Annotated in this window: 13 protein-coding genes; 11 read left to right on the top strand and 2 right to left on the bottom strand. The window is 53.4% G+C overall.

Annotated elements, in window-relative coordinates; genetic code table 11:
- Nucleotides 1-15 precede the first annotated feature (15 nt).
- From RW65_RS09815 to RW65_RS09765, 10 genes are all read left to right on the top strand, one after another.
- On the top strand, nt 16-1,476 hold the full coding sequence (locus tag RW65_RS09815) for a serine/threonine protein kinase (protein WP_039056544.1): 1,461 nt from the start codon (nt 16-18) through the stop codon (nt 1,474-1,476).
- 138 nt (nt 1,477-1,614) lie between these two features.
- Nucleotides 1,615-1,995, top strand: coding sequence for a DcrB-related protein (locus RW65_RS09810; RefSeq protein WP_039056543.1), 381 nt, complete (start codon nt 1,615-1,617; stop codon nt 1,993-1,995).
- A gap of 59 nt (nt 1,996-2,054) precedes the next feature.
- Nucleotides 2,055-4,316 (top strand): type VI secretion system Vgr family protein, encoded by a 2,262-nt coding sequence (locus tag RW65_RS09805; RefSeq protein WP_082022430.1) that lies wholly within the window; start codon nt 2,055-2,057, stop codon nt 4,314-4,316.
- Between the two features lie 11 nt (nt 4,317-4,327).
- Nucleotides 4,328-4,708 (top strand): DUF3592 domain-containing protein, encoded by a 381-nt coding sequence (locus tag RW65_RS09800; protein ID WP_197058881.1) that lies wholly within the window; start codon nt 4,328-4,330, stop codon nt 4,706-4,708.
- 1,174 nt (nt 4,709-5,882) lie between these two features.
- Nucleotides 5,883-8,423 (top strand): DUF2169 family type VI secretion system accessory protein, encoded by a 2,541-nt coding sequence (locus tag RW65_RS09790; RefSeq protein WP_039056541.1) that lies wholly within the window; start codon nt 5,883-5,885, stop codon nt 8,421-8,423.
- Complete coding sequence (locus RW65_RS09785) at nt 8,420-9,505, top strand: pentapeptide repeat-containing protein (RefSeq protein ID WP_039056540.1); 1,086 nt, start codon at nt 8,420-8,422, stop codon at nt 9,503-9,505. The genes RW65_RS09790 and RW65_RS09785 overlap by 4 nt, the downstream gene beginning before the upstream one ends.
- Nucleotides 9,502-10,107, top strand: a complete 606-nt coding sequence (locus RW65_RS09780; RefSeq protein ID WP_039056539.1) for a DUF3540 domain-containing protein — start codon at nt 9,502-9,504, stop codon at nt 10,105-10,107. Before RW65_RS09785 ends, RW65_RS09780 begins: the two co-directional genes overlap by 4 nt.
- Before the next feature lie 4 nt (nt 10,108-10,111).
- Nucleotides 10,112-10,504, top strand: coding sequence for a DUF4150 domain-containing protein (locus tag RW65_RS09775; protein ID WP_039056538.1), 393 nt, complete (start codon nt 10,112-10,114; stop codon nt 10,502-10,504).
- A gap of 92 nt (nt 10,505-10,596) precedes the next feature.
- Nucleotides 10,597-12,858: a type VI secretion system Vgr family protein gene (locus tag RW65_RS09770; protein ID WP_039056537.1), complete on the top strand. Its 2,262-nt coding sequence runs from the start codon at nt 10,597-10,599 to the stop codon at nt 12,856-12,858.
- 15 nt (nt 12,859-12,873) lie between these two features.
- Nucleotides 12,874-13,281 (top strand): hypothetical protein, encoded by a 408-nt coding sequence (locus RW65_RS09765; RefSeq protein WP_039056536.1) that lies wholly within the window; start codon nt 12,874-12,876, stop codon nt 13,279-13,281.
- A gap of 127 nt (nt 13,282-13,408) precedes the next feature.
- On the opposite strand, the gene fumA is transcribed toward RW65_RS09765, so the two are convergent.
- The gene (fumA, locus tag RW65_RS09760) at nt 13,409-15,058 is read right to left on the bottom strand and encodes a class I fumarate hydratase FumA (protein WP_039056535.1); all 1,650 of its coding nucleotides are present in this window, start codon (nt 15,056-15,058) and stop codon (nt 13,409-13,411) included.
- Between the two features lie 52 nt (nt 15,059-15,110).
- Nucleotides 15,111-16,622, bottom strand: coding sequence for an anion permease (locus tag RW65_RS09755; RefSeq protein ID WP_502685553.1), 1,512 nt, complete (start codon nt 16,620-16,622; stop codon nt 15,111-15,113).
- 630 nt (nt 16,623-17,252) lie between these two features.
- Here RW65_RS09755 and RW65_RS09750 point away from each other — a divergent pair.
- Entirely contained in the window at nt 17,253-20,030 is a 2,778-nt protein-coding gene (locus RW65_RS09750; RefSeq protein WP_039056534.1) for a flavocytochrome c, read from the top strand.
- Nucleotides 20,031-20,032 lie beyond the last annotated feature (2 nt).

Here is a 20,032-nt window from a genome sequence, read left to right as displayed (position 1 = left end):
AGAGAGTTTTCCACTATGACGGATCACGATAACAACCGGAGTGTACCGAATGCGCTGCCGCCGGGATATCGCTTCAATGAGTTTGAAATTTTAGAAGTGATTGGCGGCGGCGGGTTCGGCATCGTTTACCGCGCCAAGGATCACCAGCTTGAGCGAACCATCGCTATTAAAGAGTTTATGCCGTCGTCGCTGGCGGTGCGTAACGATGATATGACGCTGGTGCTGCGCAGCGAGCGCTTTAGTAAAGCTTTTACCGCCGGGCTGAACAGTTTTATCCAGGAGGCGCGTCTGCTGGCGCGCTTTAACCATCCTAACCTGCTGCATGTGCTGCGCTTCTGGGTGCAGAACGACACCGCCTATATGGGCACGGTGTTCTACAGCGGCACCACGCTTTCCCGCCTGCGTGAAAAGAATCCGATGCTGATTAATGAAGCGTGGATCCGCCGCATGCTGCCGATGCTGCTGGGGGCAATTAAAACCATCCATGATGAAGGTTATCTGCACCGCGATATCTCGCTGGACAATATCCAGATTCAGGATAACGGCCTGCCGGTTCTGCTCGATTTCGGCTCGGCGCGCCGCAGCATTGGCTCGGTATCCGATGAAACCGAAACCATGCTGCGTCCGGGCTATGCGCCGATTGAACAATACACCGACGATAACGAGAGCGAACAGGGACCGTGGACCGATATCTACGCGCTGGGCGCGGTGCTGCATACGCTGATTATCGGCTCACCGCCGCCGGTGAGCGTGGTGCGCAGCATTCAGGATACCTATGTGCCGTTGACCCAGCGCGGTATTCCGGGTTATTCCCCTACGCTGCTGCAGGCGATCGATCGCGCGCTGGCGTTGAAAATGGAAGATCGTCCGCAAACGGTGGATGAGTTTGCCGCGCTGATGGAGATGCCCGTTGCCGGGCTTGACGACGTGATGAGCGTCAAACAGCCGGGGACCATGCTGGTACCGGTTGAAGAGCCGGCGGAAAAAACCGATGTGCTAAGCCGCGTTAAACGCTACAAATTACCGGGGCTGGTGGCTGCGGGCGTCATTGTCGGCGTGGTCGCCGGTGCGATGTTGTTTGGCGGCAGCTCCGCGCCGGAAAATGCGCAGACGCAAACCGTCAGCACGCCGGTGCAGCAGCCCAACACACCGTCAGTTTCCGACGCGCCGCGCCAGACCGTACAGGATACCAGCACAGCACCTGCGGCGTCGCAAACCAGCCAGGCACAGAGCGCGAGCACCGCGCCTGTGACCCAGGAGCCGATTGCGCAGATTTTTGTGCGCATGAATGAGGGCGAAAAACTGACGTTGAATGGCGAAGCCCAGTCGGTTTCACCGGCCACCAATGGTTTCGCTTCGCTAAAACTGCAGCCGGGGCGCTATAAACTGGTCCTGCAGGGCAATGGTCAGAGCCGCACTCAGACCATCACTATCGCCCAGCCAGGCACCTGGCTGATTAATCCGCAAGCACAATAGTTATTGTTTCTTCGGGCATACGCCCGGTCGCGCGTGGGAGGTTTCTCCCGCGCGCGTCTTTTTTACATTGCCCAACGCAATGTTTTTTATTGCAATAACAACGCTCGTCCCGCTCGTTATATTAAAAAAGACAGAACTATGAATTTATTAACACACAGCAATTATGGTGGCAGTGAATTTACGTTTGTCGTGTCCCGCAGTAGTGCGCAAGCCGATGATAAAGTGTATGCGGTTGCGGCCAATAAAATGCGAGAGCTGGAGATGACGCTCATCGACTTCCATCTTGAGTCATCGCAAATGCTCGAAGTAGACGGGTATCCCGCCGTAGAACTCTTCTATCAGTTCAAAAATGACAACCACGTTATTTTTCAACGCCAAACGTTAATTTTGCTCGAAGATCCCGCCGCCGGAAAAAAAATCATCAGCTATGTCGGCACCTGTCCGGGTGAATTTGGCGAAGATCATCAAAAGCAATATCAGGACATTATCCAGAGTATTAAATTTCACCGCGCGAAATAGCACTGCGTCATGGCATTTAATATTCACCTTTGTGAAACGCTTACCAGGGATCGCTCATTATGCAAAACAGAATTACGGTCAATTTACCGACCGAGGGCTTTCTTTTTTGGAAATTAATCGGGCGCGAAGCGCTTTCTGAATCATTCGCGCTTTCGCTGACCGTACTCAGCACCGACCCGCGCGCAGACCGCAGCAAGCTGCTGGGGCAATCCGTGACGGTTAATATTCCGATGCAGGGTGTGACCACCCGTTACATCAACGGTAAAGTGACCCGCGTGGCGGTGAGTGCCGTCGAGCTTTCCGGCACCCGCTATGCGGCTTACCAGTTGACGGTAGAGCCGGATCTGTGGCCGATGAAGCGTGACCGCAACCTGCGTATCTTTCAGGGCCAGACTGTGCCGCAGATCGTGAAAACGCTGCTCGGTGAATATCAGGTGAACGTGGAAGATAAGCTGACCGGCAGCTATCGCGTGTGGGATTACTGCGTGCAATATCAGGAATCGAGCTTTGATTTTATCAGCCGCCTGATGGAGCTTGAGGGGATTGCCTACCATTTCCGTCACGAGGCCGACCGCCATGTATTGGTGCTCGGCGACGCGGCAACAGAAAATCAGCCCTTTAGCGGCTATGAAACCATTCCTTATCACCAGACGCCATCCGGCGGTTCGACCTCTGAAGAGGGCATCAGCCAGTGGGCGCTGGAGGACAGCGTAACGCCGGGCATCTACAGCCTCGACGATTACGATTTCCGCAAACCGAACGCCTGGTTATTCCAGGCGCGGCAGAATCCCGCCTCGCCGCAGCCGGGCAGCATTGATGTGTACGACTGGCCGGGGCGCTTTGTCGAGCACGGTCACGGTGAATATTACGCGCGCATACGGCAGGAGCGCTGGCAGGTTGAACATCAACAGATTCAGGGCACCGCCACGGCGATGGGGATCGCACCGGGCCACACCTTTGCGCTCTATAACGCCCCCTTTTTTAGCGATAACGGCGAATACCTGACGCTGGAAGTGAACTACTTTTTTGAAGAGAACCGCTACGCCAGCGGCAGCGACGGTGAAACGGTGCACCGCATCGATTTCACCGTAATCCCTTCCTCAGTGGTGTTTCGCCCGGCACTGGTAACGGCATGGCCAAAAACCTACGGCCCGCAGACGGCGAAAGTTGTCGGCCCGCAGGGGGAAAGCATCTGGACCGATAAATACGGTCGCGTGAAAGTCAAATTCCACTGGGACCGCCTGGCGAAAGGGGATGATACCAGCTCCTGCTGGGTGCGCGTCTCCAGCGCCTGGGCCGGGCAGGGTTTTGGCGGCGTACAGATCCCGCGCGTTGGCGATGAAGTGGTGATCGACTTTATCAATGGCGATCCGGACAGGCCGATTGTCACCGGACGCGTCTATAACGAAGCCAGTATGCCGCCGTGGTCGCTACCGGACGATTCCACCCGTATGGGCTTTATGACCCGCAGTAAAGATGGCAATAAAGACAACGCCAGCTATCTCTTTTTTGAAGACCGCGCCGGGAGTGAAGCCGTAGAGCTGCACTCAGAAAAAGATATGAAAGTGTCGGTGGAAAATGACAAGACGGTAAATATTGATGGCAACCGTACCACCACTATCTTAAAAGAGCAGAAGGATGATGTGACTGGCGATGCCACCTTCAACTATAAGGCGAAACGTACCACTACCGTAGAGAATGCGGAAACCACCTTTTTTAATAATGGTCAGACAGAGACCATTAAGAATGGGCGCACGCTGGATATCACCAGCGGCGGCGACACGGTAAAGGTCAAGGGCGGGCGAACAACGGATATAGAAGGTACGGAACTGCATCATGTTACGGATAAATTGACCGAAAAGTATGACAGCGGACAAATGACAACAATTGCGTCCGGTGGAAGGTCTGAGGTTATTAATGGTAACGTTGCGATAGAAGTTAATGGAGGGGGCTGGACACAAAAAGTCAATGACGGAGAAATAATAATTGAATCACCACATAAAATAAGATTGGTCAGCGCTGAAGCTATAACACTTCAGGCTCCTGCAGCAAAATTTGAACCGAAATTGCACAGTTTTTCAGTGACTGCTTTTAGCGAGAGTATCACAGGTATAAGTAGTTCGTTATCATTTTTAAGCGCTTCTATAGCAACAACATCGGTATCCTTCAATCCTGCATCATTTAACATCACGGGTATAAAGATGAGTAATAATCCTGTTGAAATTCATTTAGATAATGGAGTTAAATATAGAGTTGCTGGATGTCAGTGGGATACGCTTAAATTGTCTGTCCAGGCAGCTGCTGCCTTTATGTTTATATGAAAAGGATTGCTATGAATATTTCTTATTTTACAACTTACCCCCTTCTTTTTATCAGTTTTATCGCAATAGTTTTTTTTATATATACTATTGTTCGAGGAGGAAACCCTGTGAGGATAGATCCCCTGGATGCAAATGAAACCCAAGGGGAAATAGTCAACATTCGTAGCTCCAGTGGGGAAAATTCCGCATTCATCAATGTGGTCATACAAGTTAGGTTTACAACTGCTGACCAAAAAATTGTCACCAGTGAAGGAAGTGCAGTTATAGATGTTGTTAAAATACCGCAATATCAAAAAGGTGCTAAAGTTCCTCTTATTTACTCTGAAAAAGACCCGAAGATAATAAAACTTAAAATTCTTTCTCCTTTGGAAGAAAGAATGCGGAAGCAATGAAGTTCCAAAAGTGATGAAGAAAATATTCGATAATTGTGGGCATGAACATGCTGTTAAGGGCGAAGATACAATGGATAAATTTTATTTAAGCCATTTTAAGCTAAGCCAAAAGATACATATTAGATATGTTGATGATAAAAATTTATCTCGCTTTTTTGACTTATATAGCGTCTTGCCATCACTGATTTATCCAATTTTTAAATAGCGTAATTAGGAAATATTAAATCAATATTACAGGGTTAATGTTTTTCATAAAACGCTTTTACTGGAAAAATGAATGTTAGAGATGTTGCTATCAATCGGAACTTCTTACGTTGGGATCATTGGGGTTTTCGCAGTAGGTCGCGCGATTTCGGTGATATGATCCCCACAATTAGGAGTGGTTGGATAGAAGCACGGGTTGCTAAAAAGGGGATTGCAGTGAGTGCGGATATTGTTGCGGCGCATCAAACTACTTCTTGGGGTGGGAATAAGCTCATATATCGTGTTACCGTTCATTTTATAACACATGATGGTCAACATATAGAGTCTGCTATTGAGCAAGCCTTATCGATGGAATAAATCGAAAAATACAAACCAGGTAATGGTGGGGGATAAAGTATGATCCGAATAAACCAAAAAATATAGCCATTCATGATAGGTCTATTATTCCAGAGCCTTAGATATATACGTAATAAATTATATGTTTAGCGGTAGGTAAAACTTGCATTCGATACTATGGATAATTGCTTTTAGTGTCGATTATATACTGTGCAAAAAAAACATAATCAATTCTGAAGGTAATGAGTTTATATCAGTTTGTCATGGGTGGAATATTTAATATATTTTTTAATTATTTGGTGGTTTTCATTGGTCAAAGGCTATCAGCGCTGACTGCTTTTTAATGTTTGTTGTCATTGTGTTTAACCACTTCTCCTCAAAAATAGACAATTATTGGATATCAACGCAGCAGCATCTTGAAGATTGAAGTTTTTATTCCCAACTTTTTTCAGCCCTCGTTCGGAATAAATTATTAACTTCAGGAATTAGACGTTATTTTAACAATTAACAATGGCGGCCGTTCAGATATGCGTAGCTTTCTTACACTATTTGAAAAGTCTTCAAACATTTTTCGGCGTTCACTCCGATATTTACTCAACGCCAACTCTATTACTAATCTTCCAAAGGATGTTGTATGAAGATTATCAAACCGCTGCGCTTGAGCGTGCTGAATCGCCCATTCCGTCTGCAGGGGAAAAATCATCTCGGGGTTTCGGTGATGGCGCTGCTGGATATGAGCGCGCAGCCAAAACTGCGTCCCGAGACCGAATTATGGCAATTGGCCGCCAGCGAACTGCAAACCAGCGGCGGCATACTGGATATGGCGATGCCGAAGGCGCGGGCTGAGTTCCTCGCCACCGGGTACGCTTACACCCGGCATCAGCAGGATAAAACCGCCTGCGCGGTGCGCATTGAAATTGGCGAACTGAGTAAAACCCTGGCGGTGAGCGGCGATCGCTACTGGGCCGGATCGCGCCCGACCGCGCCGCAGCCCTTTGAACAAATGCGCCTTGACTGGAGCCGCGCCTGGGGCGGCGAAGGTTGCGACGAAAATCCTCACGGCATTGGTGCGACGCTGGAAAATCACAACGGCACACAGTATCGCCGTCTGCCCAATATTGAACCCCTTCAACAGCGCATCCTTTCCCTGCGAGAAAAACCGGAACCAGCAAGCTTTGGCCCGCTGGATCTGCTCTGGCCGCGCCGTTTTCGCCGGATGGGTAAAAACTACGATGCCCGCTGGCTGCAGCAGGATTTTCCCGGCTTCGCACCGGATATCGACTGGCGCGTGTTCAACGCCGCCAGCCCCGATCAGTGGTGGGAAGAGAAAGATGCCTTACCTCCGCAGGCCCCGTGGCGCATCTGGAATATGCATCCAGAGCACCATTTGCAGGAGGGCACGCTGCCGCCGTGGCAGGCGCGCTGTTTTATCCAGCGCCAGCGCGGCGACGAGATCCTGTTTGAAGAGATTACGCTGCGCGCCACCACGGTGTGGTTTTTCCCGCATCTCGAACAGATGGTGCTTATCTGGCACGGCAATCAGCGCATCAATGAAGATGACGCCGCCGATGTTCTGCATCTGATGCCGGCACTGGAGAAAATAGGCGCCACTCGCTCCGTTAATCACTACCGCAAAGTGCTGACCCAACGCCTCGACAAAGAGAAGGGCGCGCTCTTTGCCTTCCGAGAGAAGGATCTGCTGCCGGAAGAGATTATCGGTCCGTGGATTGACAGCGAAGTGCAGGAAAGCCACAGCCCGATGCGCGAAAACCAGAATGCGCGCGCGACGCTGATGCGTGAGCAGCACCGTGCCCGGCTGGAAGCGCAGGGCGGCGATATCAGCGAACTGCTGCAGGAGAGCGAAGAACCGAAACTACCCAAGCTGGACGAGCTGGCTGAATTTGTTGCAGAGATGGAGCGTAAAGCCGAAGAGATGCAGCAGCAAGCCGAGGCGCGTAAAGCCGAAATGGAAGCGCGGTATCCGCAGGCCGAAAACGACGAAAATCGGCCGCGCGGGCCGGAGTCGATGCACCGTATGAACGAACTGCTGGCGCACAATGCCGGGCAAATGAGCGAGAAAAAGCTGGCGCAAAGCCGCGAAGCGCTGCATCAAATGTATCTGATGTCCGCCGCCCAGCAACCGCCGGCGATCCGTCTTACCGGCGATATCGCGCTTATCATCCGCCAGCGCGCCGAGCGCACCATGGCGCAGGGCGGGGATTTTAGCGGTCTTGACCTCACCGGCGCTGATTTCTCCGGCATGGATCTGCGCGGGGCGAACTTCCAGAACGCTCTGCTGGAGTGCGCCAACTTAAGCGGTTGCCAGCTCGACGGCGCGAATTTTAGCCAGGCGATGCTGGCGCGTACGGATTTGCAACAGGCTTCGCTGCGCGAATGTAACCTCAACAATGCCAGCCTCGCGCTGGCGCAGTGCAAAGAGACGGATTTTCATGGTGCGCAGCTTAGCGAAACGGAGATGACCGGCGCACTGTTCGATACCTGCGATTTTAGTCATGCGCGCCTGAATAATCTGCTGCTGCGCGAAACGGGTTTCAGCCAGTGCCGCTTTTGCCATGCCACTTTCGACAACGGCGTGTTTATGGAGCTTACGCTGCCGCAGCCGGATTTCAGCCACGCGATCATGCGTAAAACCAGCTTTGTTCAATGCGATTTACAGCACGCCAGCTTTGCCGGCGCGCAGCTCGAGAGCTGCTCATGGGTCGAGAGTCAGCTGGAAAGGGTTAATTTCACCGGCGCAACGCTGCTGACCTGCGCCGTCGCTTCCGGCGGCACCCTTGCCGGTGCGAATTTCACCGGTGCGCACCTTAAGCACAGCAATCTTCGCCAGGCAAATCTTCGTGGCGCTCTTTTCAGTCGCGCACGGTTGGATAACAGCGATCTGAGCGAAGCGCAGTGCGAAGCCGCCGATTTTAGCGGTGCGACGCTCACCGGTAGCCTGTTTGTGCGCACGGATTTTCGCCGTGCGCGCTTTAACGAAGCCAATCTGATGGGCGCGATGCTGCAAAAAAGCCGCCTCGAAGGGGCGGATCTCAGCTACGTCAATCTGTTTCGCGCTGACCTGTCGCAAGCCTTTACGGATGACGCGACACAGCTGCAGGGCGCATATACCAAACGGGTGAAAACCTTGCCGAAGCGGGACGGAGAAGTGATATGAACACCTTATCAACGGCGGAGCTGCAACGGAAAGTAAAAGGCGGCGAGGCCATTATGGAGATCAATCTGGATGGCTACGATCTGCGTGGGTGTGACCTCTCGGGGGCTATTTTTCAGGAAGTCTCGCTGCGCGGAGCCAATCTGCAGGGCTGCAACCTGAAAGAGAGCATTTTTACCGAATGTCTGCTCCCCGGATCGACGCTGACCACCGCGCGGTTTGAAGAGACGGTATTTAATCAGTGTGAACTGACGGCGGCGGATTTCAGCCGCTCCACGCTGCTGCGCTGCGTGTTTAATGAGTGTGCGCTTAGCGACAGTGATTTCAGCCATTCCCTGTGCGACCACACCCAGTTTATGCGCAGCCCGCTGCACAATAGCCGTTTTAACAGCGCAACCCTTGAGCGTTCGACCTTTTTTGAGACGCCTCTGGAAGGCGCGACGCTCAAGGGTTGCCGAAACATGATGTCGACTTACTTTGGCATTGATCTGCGCGAAGCGGATCTCAGCGGCAGTCAATTTGAGCGCACGGTCTTTTTCGACTGCGACCAGCGCGGCAAAAACTACACACAGCAAACTTTTACCGGTTGCCAGTTTACTGACAATCAGTTCGACGGTGTCGATTTTAGCGGCGCGCAACTTACGCAGTGTAACTTTACCGGCGCATCATTAAAGCAGGCGAAACTGCGCAACGTTAACGCTACGCAGGCGCTGTTTATGCAAGCCGACCTGAGCAACGCGCAGGCGCAGGGCAGTCTGTTCGATCAGGCGATTTTTGTCGGCGCAACCTTAAGCCAGGCGAGCTTTAAGCAGAGCCGCTTTTTTCAAAGCGTCCTGCAGCAGGTGAGTGCGCTACAGACTGATTTCACGCTGGCCGATGTGACCTATGCCGACTTTAGCGGCGCGGATGTACGCGAAGCGGATTTTCGCGGCGCGACATTTTCCCGCAGCCGATTTCACCGTGCGCGGCAAGAGGGCGCACGCTTTGCCGATCGCAAAGGCATTCTTGAATATGACGAAGAGTTACTGGCGGCGGAGGTGTGGACTGCCGAACGCCACAGCAAAATCTACGGAGAAAACCCATGACCCCTATTAACCATCCCCTGGCACTGACCGCACTGCCCGGCGGGCACTTTTCCGCGCGGGTGACCCACTGTTTTGACAACGGCAGCCTGATGGTGGAGTGCGATGGCCGCGGCTGGCATTGCCGCCGGGCGGTGAGCTGCGTGATTGCCCCGCAGGCGGGCGACACGGTGCTGATAAGCGCAGTCGATAATCAGATGTGGCTGCTGGCGGTGCTTGAACGTGGCAACAACGATGCCACGGAGCTGAGCGTGCCGGGTGATTTACGTATCGCAAGCCAGGGGGCGTTAACTCTCAGCAGCGAAGCCCTTAATGTCAGCGCGGCAAAAGGCGATTGCCATATCAGCGAGATGACCTACAGCGGCGACAAAATTTCCGCCTGGGTCACCCTGTCACGCGTTGTCGGCAAGCGGGCGGAATCCGTCTGGCAGACCGTGACGCAGCTCAGCCATAACCTGTTTCGCACCACGCGTCAGACCGAGCAGGTGCGCGCCGGACAGCTGGATATGAAAGCGGAAGATTATCTGCGCATGCATGCGCACAATACGGTGATCACCTCGAAGGCGATCACCAAAGTCGACTCTGAACAGATTCATATGGGGTGAAACGATGTTTGCTAATTGCCAGTTAATGGGGGTCGATCTCGCCTTCCCGGATGTCTGCCTGACGCCGATGCCCGCGCCAACGCCGATCCCTTACCCGGATATCGCGTTAGGGCCAACGGCTATTCCAGTTGCCCTCAATATTCTGTTTATGGGCATGCCCGCACACAATATGGCGACCATTACGCCGCTGACCAACGGCGATAACCCGGGCGTGGCGACCGGCGTGGCGTCCGGCACGGTAATGGGACCGTCGCGCCATTTAACCGGCGCGTTCACCGTATTATTGAAAGGTACGCCGGCAACGCGATTAACCAGCGTTAGCCTGCAAAACTCCACTAACGCCGTGGGCATGCGCATCGTGCCCAGCCAGTTCAAAGTGTTAATGCTGGCACCTTAAGAGGCGCAGGAAGGAGTGGGATTTCAGGGTTAAGGAACGCACGCAAGCCGTAAGTGCGCAATGTGATGGATTATTGATAGGGACGTAGGGTTATGGTGAACAGGATCACGGTTAAGCTGCCCGTCGACAGCTTGCTTTTCTGGAAACTCTCTGGCCGCGAAGCGCTGTCGGAGTCGTTCGCACTGACGTTAACGGTGCTGGGAACAGAGTCGCGGATCGATAGCAAGAAACTCCTCGGCCAGCCGGTCACCGTTAATATTCCTACCCAGGGCTATAACGGCGGGCGCTTTATTAACGGGAAAGTAACCCGCGTGGCGGCGAGCGCACTTGAGCTTTCCGGCACCCGCTACGCGGTGTATCAGCTGACGGTGGAGCCGGATCTTTGGCCAATGAAGCTCGACCGGAACATGCGTATCTTCCAGAGCCAGACGGTGCCGCAGATCGTCAAAACCCTGCTCAGCGAATATCAGGTAAATGTCGAAGACAAGCTCTTCGCCAGCTACCGCGTATGGGATTACTGCGTACAGTATCAGGAATCAAGCTTTGATTTTATCAGCCGCTTAATGGAGCTTGAGGGCATTGCTTACCATTTTCGCCATGAGTCCGACCGTCATGTCATGGTGCTGAGTGACGCGGCGGCGGAATATCAACCCTTCAGCGGGTATGAGACCATTCCCTATCATCAAACCCCCTCCGGTGGCGCTATTAGTGAAGAGGGTATCAGCCAGTGGGCACGGGAAGAGAGCGTGACGCCTGGGATCTACAGCCTGGATGATTACGATTTCCGCAAACCCTACGCGTGGTTGTTCCAGGCGCGGCAGAATCCCGCTTCGCCAAAACCCGGCAGCATTGCTGTTTACGACTGGCCGGGGCGCTTTGTGGAGCACGGCCACGGTGAATACTACGCCCGCATCCGTCAGGAGCGCTGGCAGGTTGAACATCAACAAATCCAGGGCACCGCCACGGCGACGGGCATTGCGCCGGGCCATATCTTTGAACTGTTTAACGCGCCGTTTGCCGCTGATAACGGTGAGTACCTTACTCTTGAGGTCAACTATTTCTTCGAGGATAACCGCTACACCAGCGGCAGCGATGGCGAAACGGAGCACCGTCTCGATTTCACCGTGATTCCCTCTTCGGTGGTTTTCCGTCCGGCGTCGGTCACGGCGTGGCCAAAAACCTATGGCCCGCAGACGGCGCAAGTGGTCGGCCCGCAGGGCGAAAGCATCTGGACCGATAAATATGGCCGGGTGAAGGTGAAATTTCACTGGGACCGGCAGGCAAAAGGGGACGATACCAGCTCCTGCTGGGTACGTGTCTCCAGTGCCTGGGCCGGTCAGGGCTGCGGCGGCGTACAGGTTCCGCGCGTCGGCGATGAAGTAGTGATCGACTTTATCAACGGCGAGCCGGACCGGCCGATTGTCACCGGGCGCGTCTATAACGAAGCGAATATGCCACCGAGGCCGTTGCCTGCTTCCGCCACCCAAATGGGTTTTATGACCCGCAGCAAAGATGGCAATAAAGACAATGCCAGCTATCTCTTTTTTGAAGACCGGGCCGGGAGCGAAGCGGTCGAATTACATTCTGAAAAAGACATGAGCGTGTCGGTGGAAAACGACCAGACGGTAAACGTCGCGGGAAACCGCACGACGACGATTTTAAAAGAGCAGCACGATGATATTACCGGCGATGCCTCTTTCCATTATCACGGGAGCCGTACCACCATCGTGGACGGGGAGGAGAGCACCACCTTCAATCATGGACAGATGGAAACCATCAAGTTTGGTCGCAAGCTGGATATTATCAGCGGTGGCGATGCCGTTAAGGTAAAAGGCGATCGTATTATCCGCGTCAAAGGACCGCAGACGCATCATGTGACCGGACAAGTGAAGGAAAAATACGATAGCGGTGTGAATACCACTATCTCTTCGGGCGGCAGAAGGGAGTACATTCACGGCGGACTGACGGTGGATATTGAACGCGGAAACTGGTCACAAACGGTTTTAGCTGGCACCATCCACCTCACCAGCCCCAATATGATTAAACTCACCAGCCTTGAGCAAATTGTGCTGGATGCGCCCGAAGCGGTATTTAACCCAAAAGTGCACTCTCTCAGTGTGACCGCCTTGAGTGAAAGCTTTGTCGGGCATAGCGCCTCCGTCACGGGCGTGTCATCGAGTATAGCGACCCTCGCATTAGCCACACAAGGCTCCTCCATTGGAGTCAGAGTGCATGAAATATCAGAGACATTGTTTAAAAAAGAAGAGAATGGCGTTGTCATAAATTATGACGTGACCAATGTTAGTAATCATACATTGAAAGTCGTCAACAATGTGCTGTGTATATTTTCATAAGGGAGAGGGATCGCCATGGGTATCGAATATTATTCGAAATACTTTATGTACGGCGGGATGCTGTTTACGGTAACGCTGTGCGTCATATTCTTTTTTTGGTTTCGCGGCGATAAAACGGATATCGCAGGCATTAAAACCTATATGAACAGCGCGCACTGGCAGGGGGAAGTTATTGATTCGCGCATAGAGTTCTGGCGGCAAACCAACGCCCGCTATGGCAACGATTACTTCTATGACATCACGTTTTATCTTAACGGCGATGAGAAGCTCCATACGGCGCAAACTCTGATCCGCCCAAGCCAAATGCATCTGATGAAAAAGGGGCTGAAAATCAAAGTGAAAAAAGGCAGTAAAAATCAGTTAGCCGTCATCGAGGTAGACTTTGATGAGGGCGCTGGGGCGGGGAAACCGTTAACGAAGTAATTGATGAACAACACGGTTAAGAGATTATTACTAGTATCTTTGAAATATCACACAGGCAGGCGTTGAAATGCCCATTTGCATCCACTATTAACCCCCGTTAGGGTTTTCCTGACGGGGGTTTTTTCATTTAATGCTGATTACAGCCCGCACACTGCTTATTCTGAATCTGCTGGAAGAAGTCGTTACCTTTATCATCCACCAGAATAAACGCCGGGAAATTCTCCACTTCAATCTTCCAGATCGCTTCCATACCCAGTTCCGGATACGCCACGCACTCTAGGCTCTTAATGCTCTGCTGGGCGAGGACCGCTGCCGGGCCGCCAATACTCCCGAGATAGAACCCACCGTGTTTCGCACAGGCATCCGTAACCTGCTGGCTGCGGTTGCCTTTCGCCAGCATAATCATGCTCGCGCCGTGCGACTGCAGCTGATCCACATAGGAGTCCATACGACCTGCGGTTGTTGGACCGAGGGAACCCGAGGCATAACCTTCCGGGGTTTTTGCCGGACCCGCGTAGTAAATCGGATGATCTTTAACGTACTGCGGCAGCTCTTCGCCGTTATCGAGAAGCTCTTTCAGCTTCGCGTGGGCAATATCGCGCGCCACGATAATCGTACCGTTTAGCGAGACGCGGGTAGAAACCGGGAAAGCGGAAAGCTGGGCGAGAATGGCCTTCATCGGCTGGTTCAGGTTGATGGTCGCCACATCGCCTTCACCCTGCTGACGTAGCGCCTGCGGGATATACTGCCCCGGATTATCCTCCATCTTCTCAATCCAGATCCCCTCGCGGTTGATCTTCGCTTTGATATTACGGTCGGCGGAGCAGGAGACGCCCATGCCGATCGGGCAGGATGCGCCGTGGCGCGGCAGGCGGATCACGCGGATATCATGAGCGAAATATTTACCGCCAAACTGTGCACCGAGGCCGAGATCCTGCGCTTCCTGCATCAATTCCTGTTCAAGCTGAACATCGCGGAAGGCCTGACCGTGCTCGTTACCTTCCGTCGGCAGCCCGTCGTAATAACGGGTGGAGGCCAGTTTCACCGTTTTCAGCGTCGATTCGGCAGACGTACCGCCAATCACAAAGGCGATATGGTAAGGCGGGCAGGCGGCGGTGCCGAGGGTGCGCATCTTCTCAACCAGGTAATTTTTCAGCTTCGCCGGGGTGATCAGCGCCTTGGTTTCCTGATACAGATAGGTTTTATTGGCAGAACCGCCGCCTTTCGCGATGCACAGAAACTTATACTCATCGCCGTCGACGCTATAGAGATCGATCTGCGCGGGCAGGTTGGTGCCGGTATTGACCTCTTTGTACATATCCAGCGGCGCGTTCTGCGAGTAGCGCAGATTGTCTTCGATATAGGTGTTATAGACTCCGCGCGCTAACGCGGCTTCGTCACCGCCGCCGGTCCACACGCGCTGGCCTTTTTTACCCATAATAATTGCCGTGCCGGTATCCTGGCAGGTCGGCAGCACGCCTTTGGCGGCAATTTCCGAATTACGCAGGAACTGCAGAGCGACATATTTATCGTTTTCGCTGGCCTGCGGATCGTGCAGGATGGCGGCAACCTGCTGCTGGTGGGAGGCGCGCAACATAAACGACGCGTCATGGAAGGCGCGTTGCGCCAGCAGCGTCAGCGCTTCAGGCTCCACTTTCAATACTTGCTGACCGTCGAAGTCGGCCAGCGAGACATATTCACGGCTCAGCAGATAATACTCGGTATTGTCTTTCCCCAGCGGAAACGGATCCTGATAGACAAAGGGTTTATTCGACATTGCTCTTCTCTCCATAAAAATAAAACCGCCGGGAAGCCCCGGCGGTTCAGAATCAGAACATCATGGTGATCCACGGATAACCAATCAACAGCAGAGCGGCCAGGAAGATGGCGCCGAATATCGTGCCAAGCCGCCAGTAATCTTTGGTCGGCAGATAGCCGCTGCCGTAGTAAATCGGGCTTGGGCCGGTACCGTACGGGGTGATGATGCCCATCACGCCGAGGGAAGTACACAGCACCAGCACCACCACTTCCATATTGATACCGGGAACCGTAGCGGCGATGGTCAGCATTGCCGGCAGCAGCGCGGTGGTGTGTGCGGTGGTACTGGCGAACAGATAGTGCAGCAGGTAGAAGGTCAGCAGCAGCGCAATGGTCGCCAGCCCCGGAGAGATACCGGTCATCAGTATCCCGCCTTCTTTACCCAGCCAGGCGATAAAGCCGGTGGTGGAAAGACCGTCCGCCAGCGCCACCAGAGTGGCGAACCAGACAAAGGTGTTCCACGCCGGTTTGTTGCTGGTGATATCGTTCCAGCTTAGCACCCCGGTCCACAGCATCAGCACCACCACCAGCAGCGCGGCCATCGCGGGTTCGATAAAGTCGGTGGCGAAGATCCACATCAGCAGCGCGCAGCAAACAAACACCAGCAGCAGGATCTCATTGCGCGACATGCGGCCCAGTTTTTCCAGCTCGCGGCTCGCCCAGCGCGGCACTTCATCATTCACTTTCACTTCGGGCGGGTAGAACCAGTAAGCCAGCAGCGGCATGGTCAGAATCAGCAGCACGCCAAGGGGCAAGAAGGCGATAAACCAACTGCCCCAGGAGATATTAATGCCGACGGTGCTTTTCACCAGCGCCAGCGCCAGCAGGTTCGGCGCCAGCGCCGAGAGAAACATGGAGCTGGTGATACAGGTGGCGGTAATTGCTACCCACATCAGGTACGAGCCAATGCGGCGGGCGCTCGGATCGTTTGGCTTTGAGCCATACAGCGGCGGCAGGTTGGCGATAATCGGGTAAATAGTCCCACCGCTGCGCGCGGTGTTCGACGGCGTAAAGGGGGCCAGCAGCAGATCGGCGAAGGTAATCGCGTAGCCCAGCGTCAGGCTGCGACGACCGAGGTATTTCACCAGGATCAGCGCCAGTCGGCGGCCAAACTGGGTTTTATCGTAGCCGGCGGCAAACATAAACGCGCCGAAAATAAGCCACACGGTAGAGTTACCGAAACCGCTCACCGCCCATTTAAAGGACTGGCCCGCCAGCTTAAACTTCGGATCCGCCAGCTGTTCAGGGCTGAACAACAGCCACTGGCTGCACAGCGCGATAACCACCACGCCGGTCATGCCGATCACCGCACCCGGCAGAGGTTCAAAGATAAGCCCGACAATGACGCCAACGAAGATAGCGAAGTAGTGCCAGGCATAAGGCGGTAAACCTTCCGGCACCGGGACAAACAGCAGAAGCACCGCAACAACAATGGGCAGCGCCATCATCATCAGGCGGTTTTTATTTCCGGCCTTCGCACTGGCTGCCGGAGCCGAGGGTGGTGTTGTTTTCTCGTTCATAATGAGCATCTACAAGTAGTTAAAAATTCGGTGATGCGCCGTAATAAATCCGTGTTTGTATTACTTTCTTAAGTTACTTTAGTTATTAAATCGGACTTATTACATTTCGACATCTGTTGGGTTATGCAAAGTTATTTGCATTAAATAAAAATAAGAGCTTATTAATATATTGCGCCTCCGCTTGCGGTGACACTTGATTAAGATCAAGAAAACGAAATGAAGAGGGATTTTTTTATTAAAATGAATACTCACACAGTATTATGCAGTTAAATTCACAAAATCGGTGAAAATGTTAAAATATTGTGATTGTAATAAATCTTATACAGAAATGATTTCTTTTTATATATCTGTTTTATATGTACTTTTTTCTCATGAGGTAACAAGAGAGACAAAGCCAAAAGTAATCCTGATGTTACCAATAATTAATAGCCTGTAAACGCAATATTTAAAATTTATAATACTCTGGAGGTAGTGCTGTTATTAGGGTGGTTAAATAGTTTTTTAACTAACGTAATTAATTTGGTAACTAAAATTCCCGTTATATTAACTGCATGACCGCAGGATAAAAATATAAACAAAACTAAATCCGTCACCCCATTCGAATTTTTAATTTTTTAGATTTGGAGTTTAATTATGACCCGTAACCATCGCTTATTTAGCCCGTTTACGTTGCCCAATGGCGCAGAACTCAAAAACCGTTTGTTAATGGCACCCATGACCACCTGCACCGGTTATTTCGACGGCACGGTGAGCAGCGAACTGGTGGAATATTATCGCGCCCGCGCCGGACATATCGGCACCATTATTGTTGAGTGCTGTTTTGTCGACGATCTCGGTCTGGCCTTTCCTGGCGCTATCGGTATTGATAACGATGATAAAATCGCCGGCCTGGCGAAAATAGCCCGCGCTATCAAAGGCGAAGGCTCAAAAGCCATTTTGCAGATATACCACGGCGGCCGGATGGTCGAACCGAAGCTGATTGGCGGTCGCACGCCGGTGGGCCCCAGCGCTATTGCCGCTCCGCGTGAGGGGGCCGCAACGCCGGTAGCCCTGACCACGGCGGAAGTGGAAGGGATGGTCGTTAAGTTTGGTGAAGCCGTACGCCGCGCTATTCTCGCCGGTTTCGACGGTGTCGAAATTCACGGTGCCAATACCTATCTTATTCAGCAATTCTTTTCGCCGAACTCTAACCAGCGCGATGACGCCTGGGGCGGCAACCGCGACAAGCGCGCAACATTCCCGCTGGCGGTGCTGGATATCACCCACAAAATGGCGCGCCAGTACGCCGATGACGCCTTTATCATCGGCTATCGCTTCTCGCCGGAAGAGCTGGAAGTCCCCGGTATCCGTTTTGACGACACGCTTTTTCTGCTGGAAAAACTGGCGGCACGCGGGCTGGATTACCTGCACTTCTCCGTCGGCGCTGCGCTGCGCCCCTCGATTAATGACACTCGCGATCCGACGCCGCTGATTGATAAATATTGCGCCATGCGTTCCGCAACCCTGGCCCAGGTTCCGGTGATGGGCGTTGGCGGTGTGGTGAATGCCGCCGACGCAGCGAACGGGCTGGATCACGGTTATGACTTGATTGCCGTCGGCCGCGCCTGTATTGCTTACCCGGATTGGGCAACGCGCATGGCAAACGGTGAGGAACTGGAGCTGTTTATCGACAGTACCCAGCGTGAAGCCCTCAACATCCCCGAACCGCTGTGGCGTTTCTCGCTGGTGGAAGCCATGATCCGCGATATGAGCATGAGCGCGGCAAAATTTAAGCCAGGTCTGTTTGCTGAAACGGTTCAGGCCGAAGCTAATCAGATGGTGATTAATGTTAGCCTTGAAACCGACCGCATTGTCGATATCGAACTGGCCGCCGGGCCCACGGACAGCGTCGAGTTTACGTCAAGCTTTGAAGAGATCCGCGATCGCATCCTTACCGCTAACAGCCCGCACGTTGATGCTATTTCCGGTGCTACCAGCCAGAGCGAAGCGGTGAAAAAAGCGGTCTCCAAAGCGATGGTAAAATCCAGCAAGGCACTGGCGGCCCTTGAAGGCAATGCTAACCGTGAAGCGAAACGTTATGACGTGGTGGTGGTGGGCAGCGGCGGTGCCGGTCTGGCGGCGGCGATTCAGGCCCATGACGATGGCGCAAGCGTGCTGATCGTTGAGAAGATGCCAACCCTGGGCGGTAACACCATTAAAGCCTCGGCGGGAATGAACGCCGCGGAAACTCGCTTTCAGCGCGTGAAAGGGATCGAGGACAGTAAAGCACTGTTCTATGCCGAGACCCTCAAGGGCGGCGGCAATAAAAACAATCCGCAGCTGCTACAACGCTTTGTCGAACATGCCCCGCAGGCGATTGAATGGCTGGCGCAGCGCGGCATTATGCTTAACGACATTACCACCACCGGCGGTATGAGCATTGACCGTACTCACCGCCCGCGTGACGGATCGGCGGTGGGTGGTTACCTGATTAGTGGCCTGGTGCGCAACGTCACCAAACGCGGTATCGATGTTATGTTGGATACCTCGGTGGAAGAGATCCTTTTTGAGCATGGCGAAGTGCGCGGCGTGCGCCTGCTGACGGAAGAGCAGGAGACATTGCCGGTGCAGGCAACAAGTGTGATCGTCGCCAGCGGCGGCTTCAGCGCCAACAGCGCGATGGTGGAGAAATACCGACCGGATCTCGCCGGTTTCGTTACCACTAACCATAAAGGAGCTACCGGCAGCGGTATCACGCTGTTGGAGCGCATCGGGGCGGGGACGGTGGATATGGGTGAAATTCAGATTCACCCGACGGTGGAGCAAAAGACCTCTTATCTGGTCTCTGAATCTATACGCGGCGGCGGGGCCATTCTCGTCAGCCAGCAGGGCAGACGTTTCTACAATGAAATGTCGACCCGCGATAAAGTCTCAGCGGCGATTATCGCGCTGCCGGAACAGTACGCCTGGATCGTGTTTGACGAGCATGTCAGAGCCAAAAACAAAGCGGCGGACGAGTATATCGCGCGCGGCCTGGTCACCAGCGCCAGCTCTCCTCGTGAACTGGCGGAGAAAATGGGCATCGATTATCACGAGTTCCTTGCAACCCTTGAGCGTTACAACGGCTTTGTTGAGAAGCAGCATGATGACGACTTTGGTCGCACCACCGCGCTGCGCGCACCGATTAACGCAGGTCCGTTCCATGCTATCCAGATTGCTCCCGGTGTGCATCACACTATGGGCGGCGTCACCATCAACAGCGACACCGCAGTGCTGACCCGCGACAACCAGACCATTGCAGGCGCGTTCGCCGCCGGCGAAGTGGTTGGCGGTCTGCATGGTGGTAACCGTATCGGCGGTAACGCCGTAGCCGATATTATCGTATTCGGAACGCTGGCGGGGCATCAGGCGGCGATGCGCGCCAAACGGTAAGT

Source organism: Enterobacter sp. Bisph1 (assembly GCF_000814905.1).
In the GTDB taxonomy this organism is placed as follows: Bacteria; Pseudomonadota; Gammaproteobacteria; order Enterobacterales; family Enterobacteriaceae; genus Kosakonia.
Note: the sequence above shows the minus strand (reverse complement) of the source record. Positions and strands in the feature narration are given on the sequence as shown.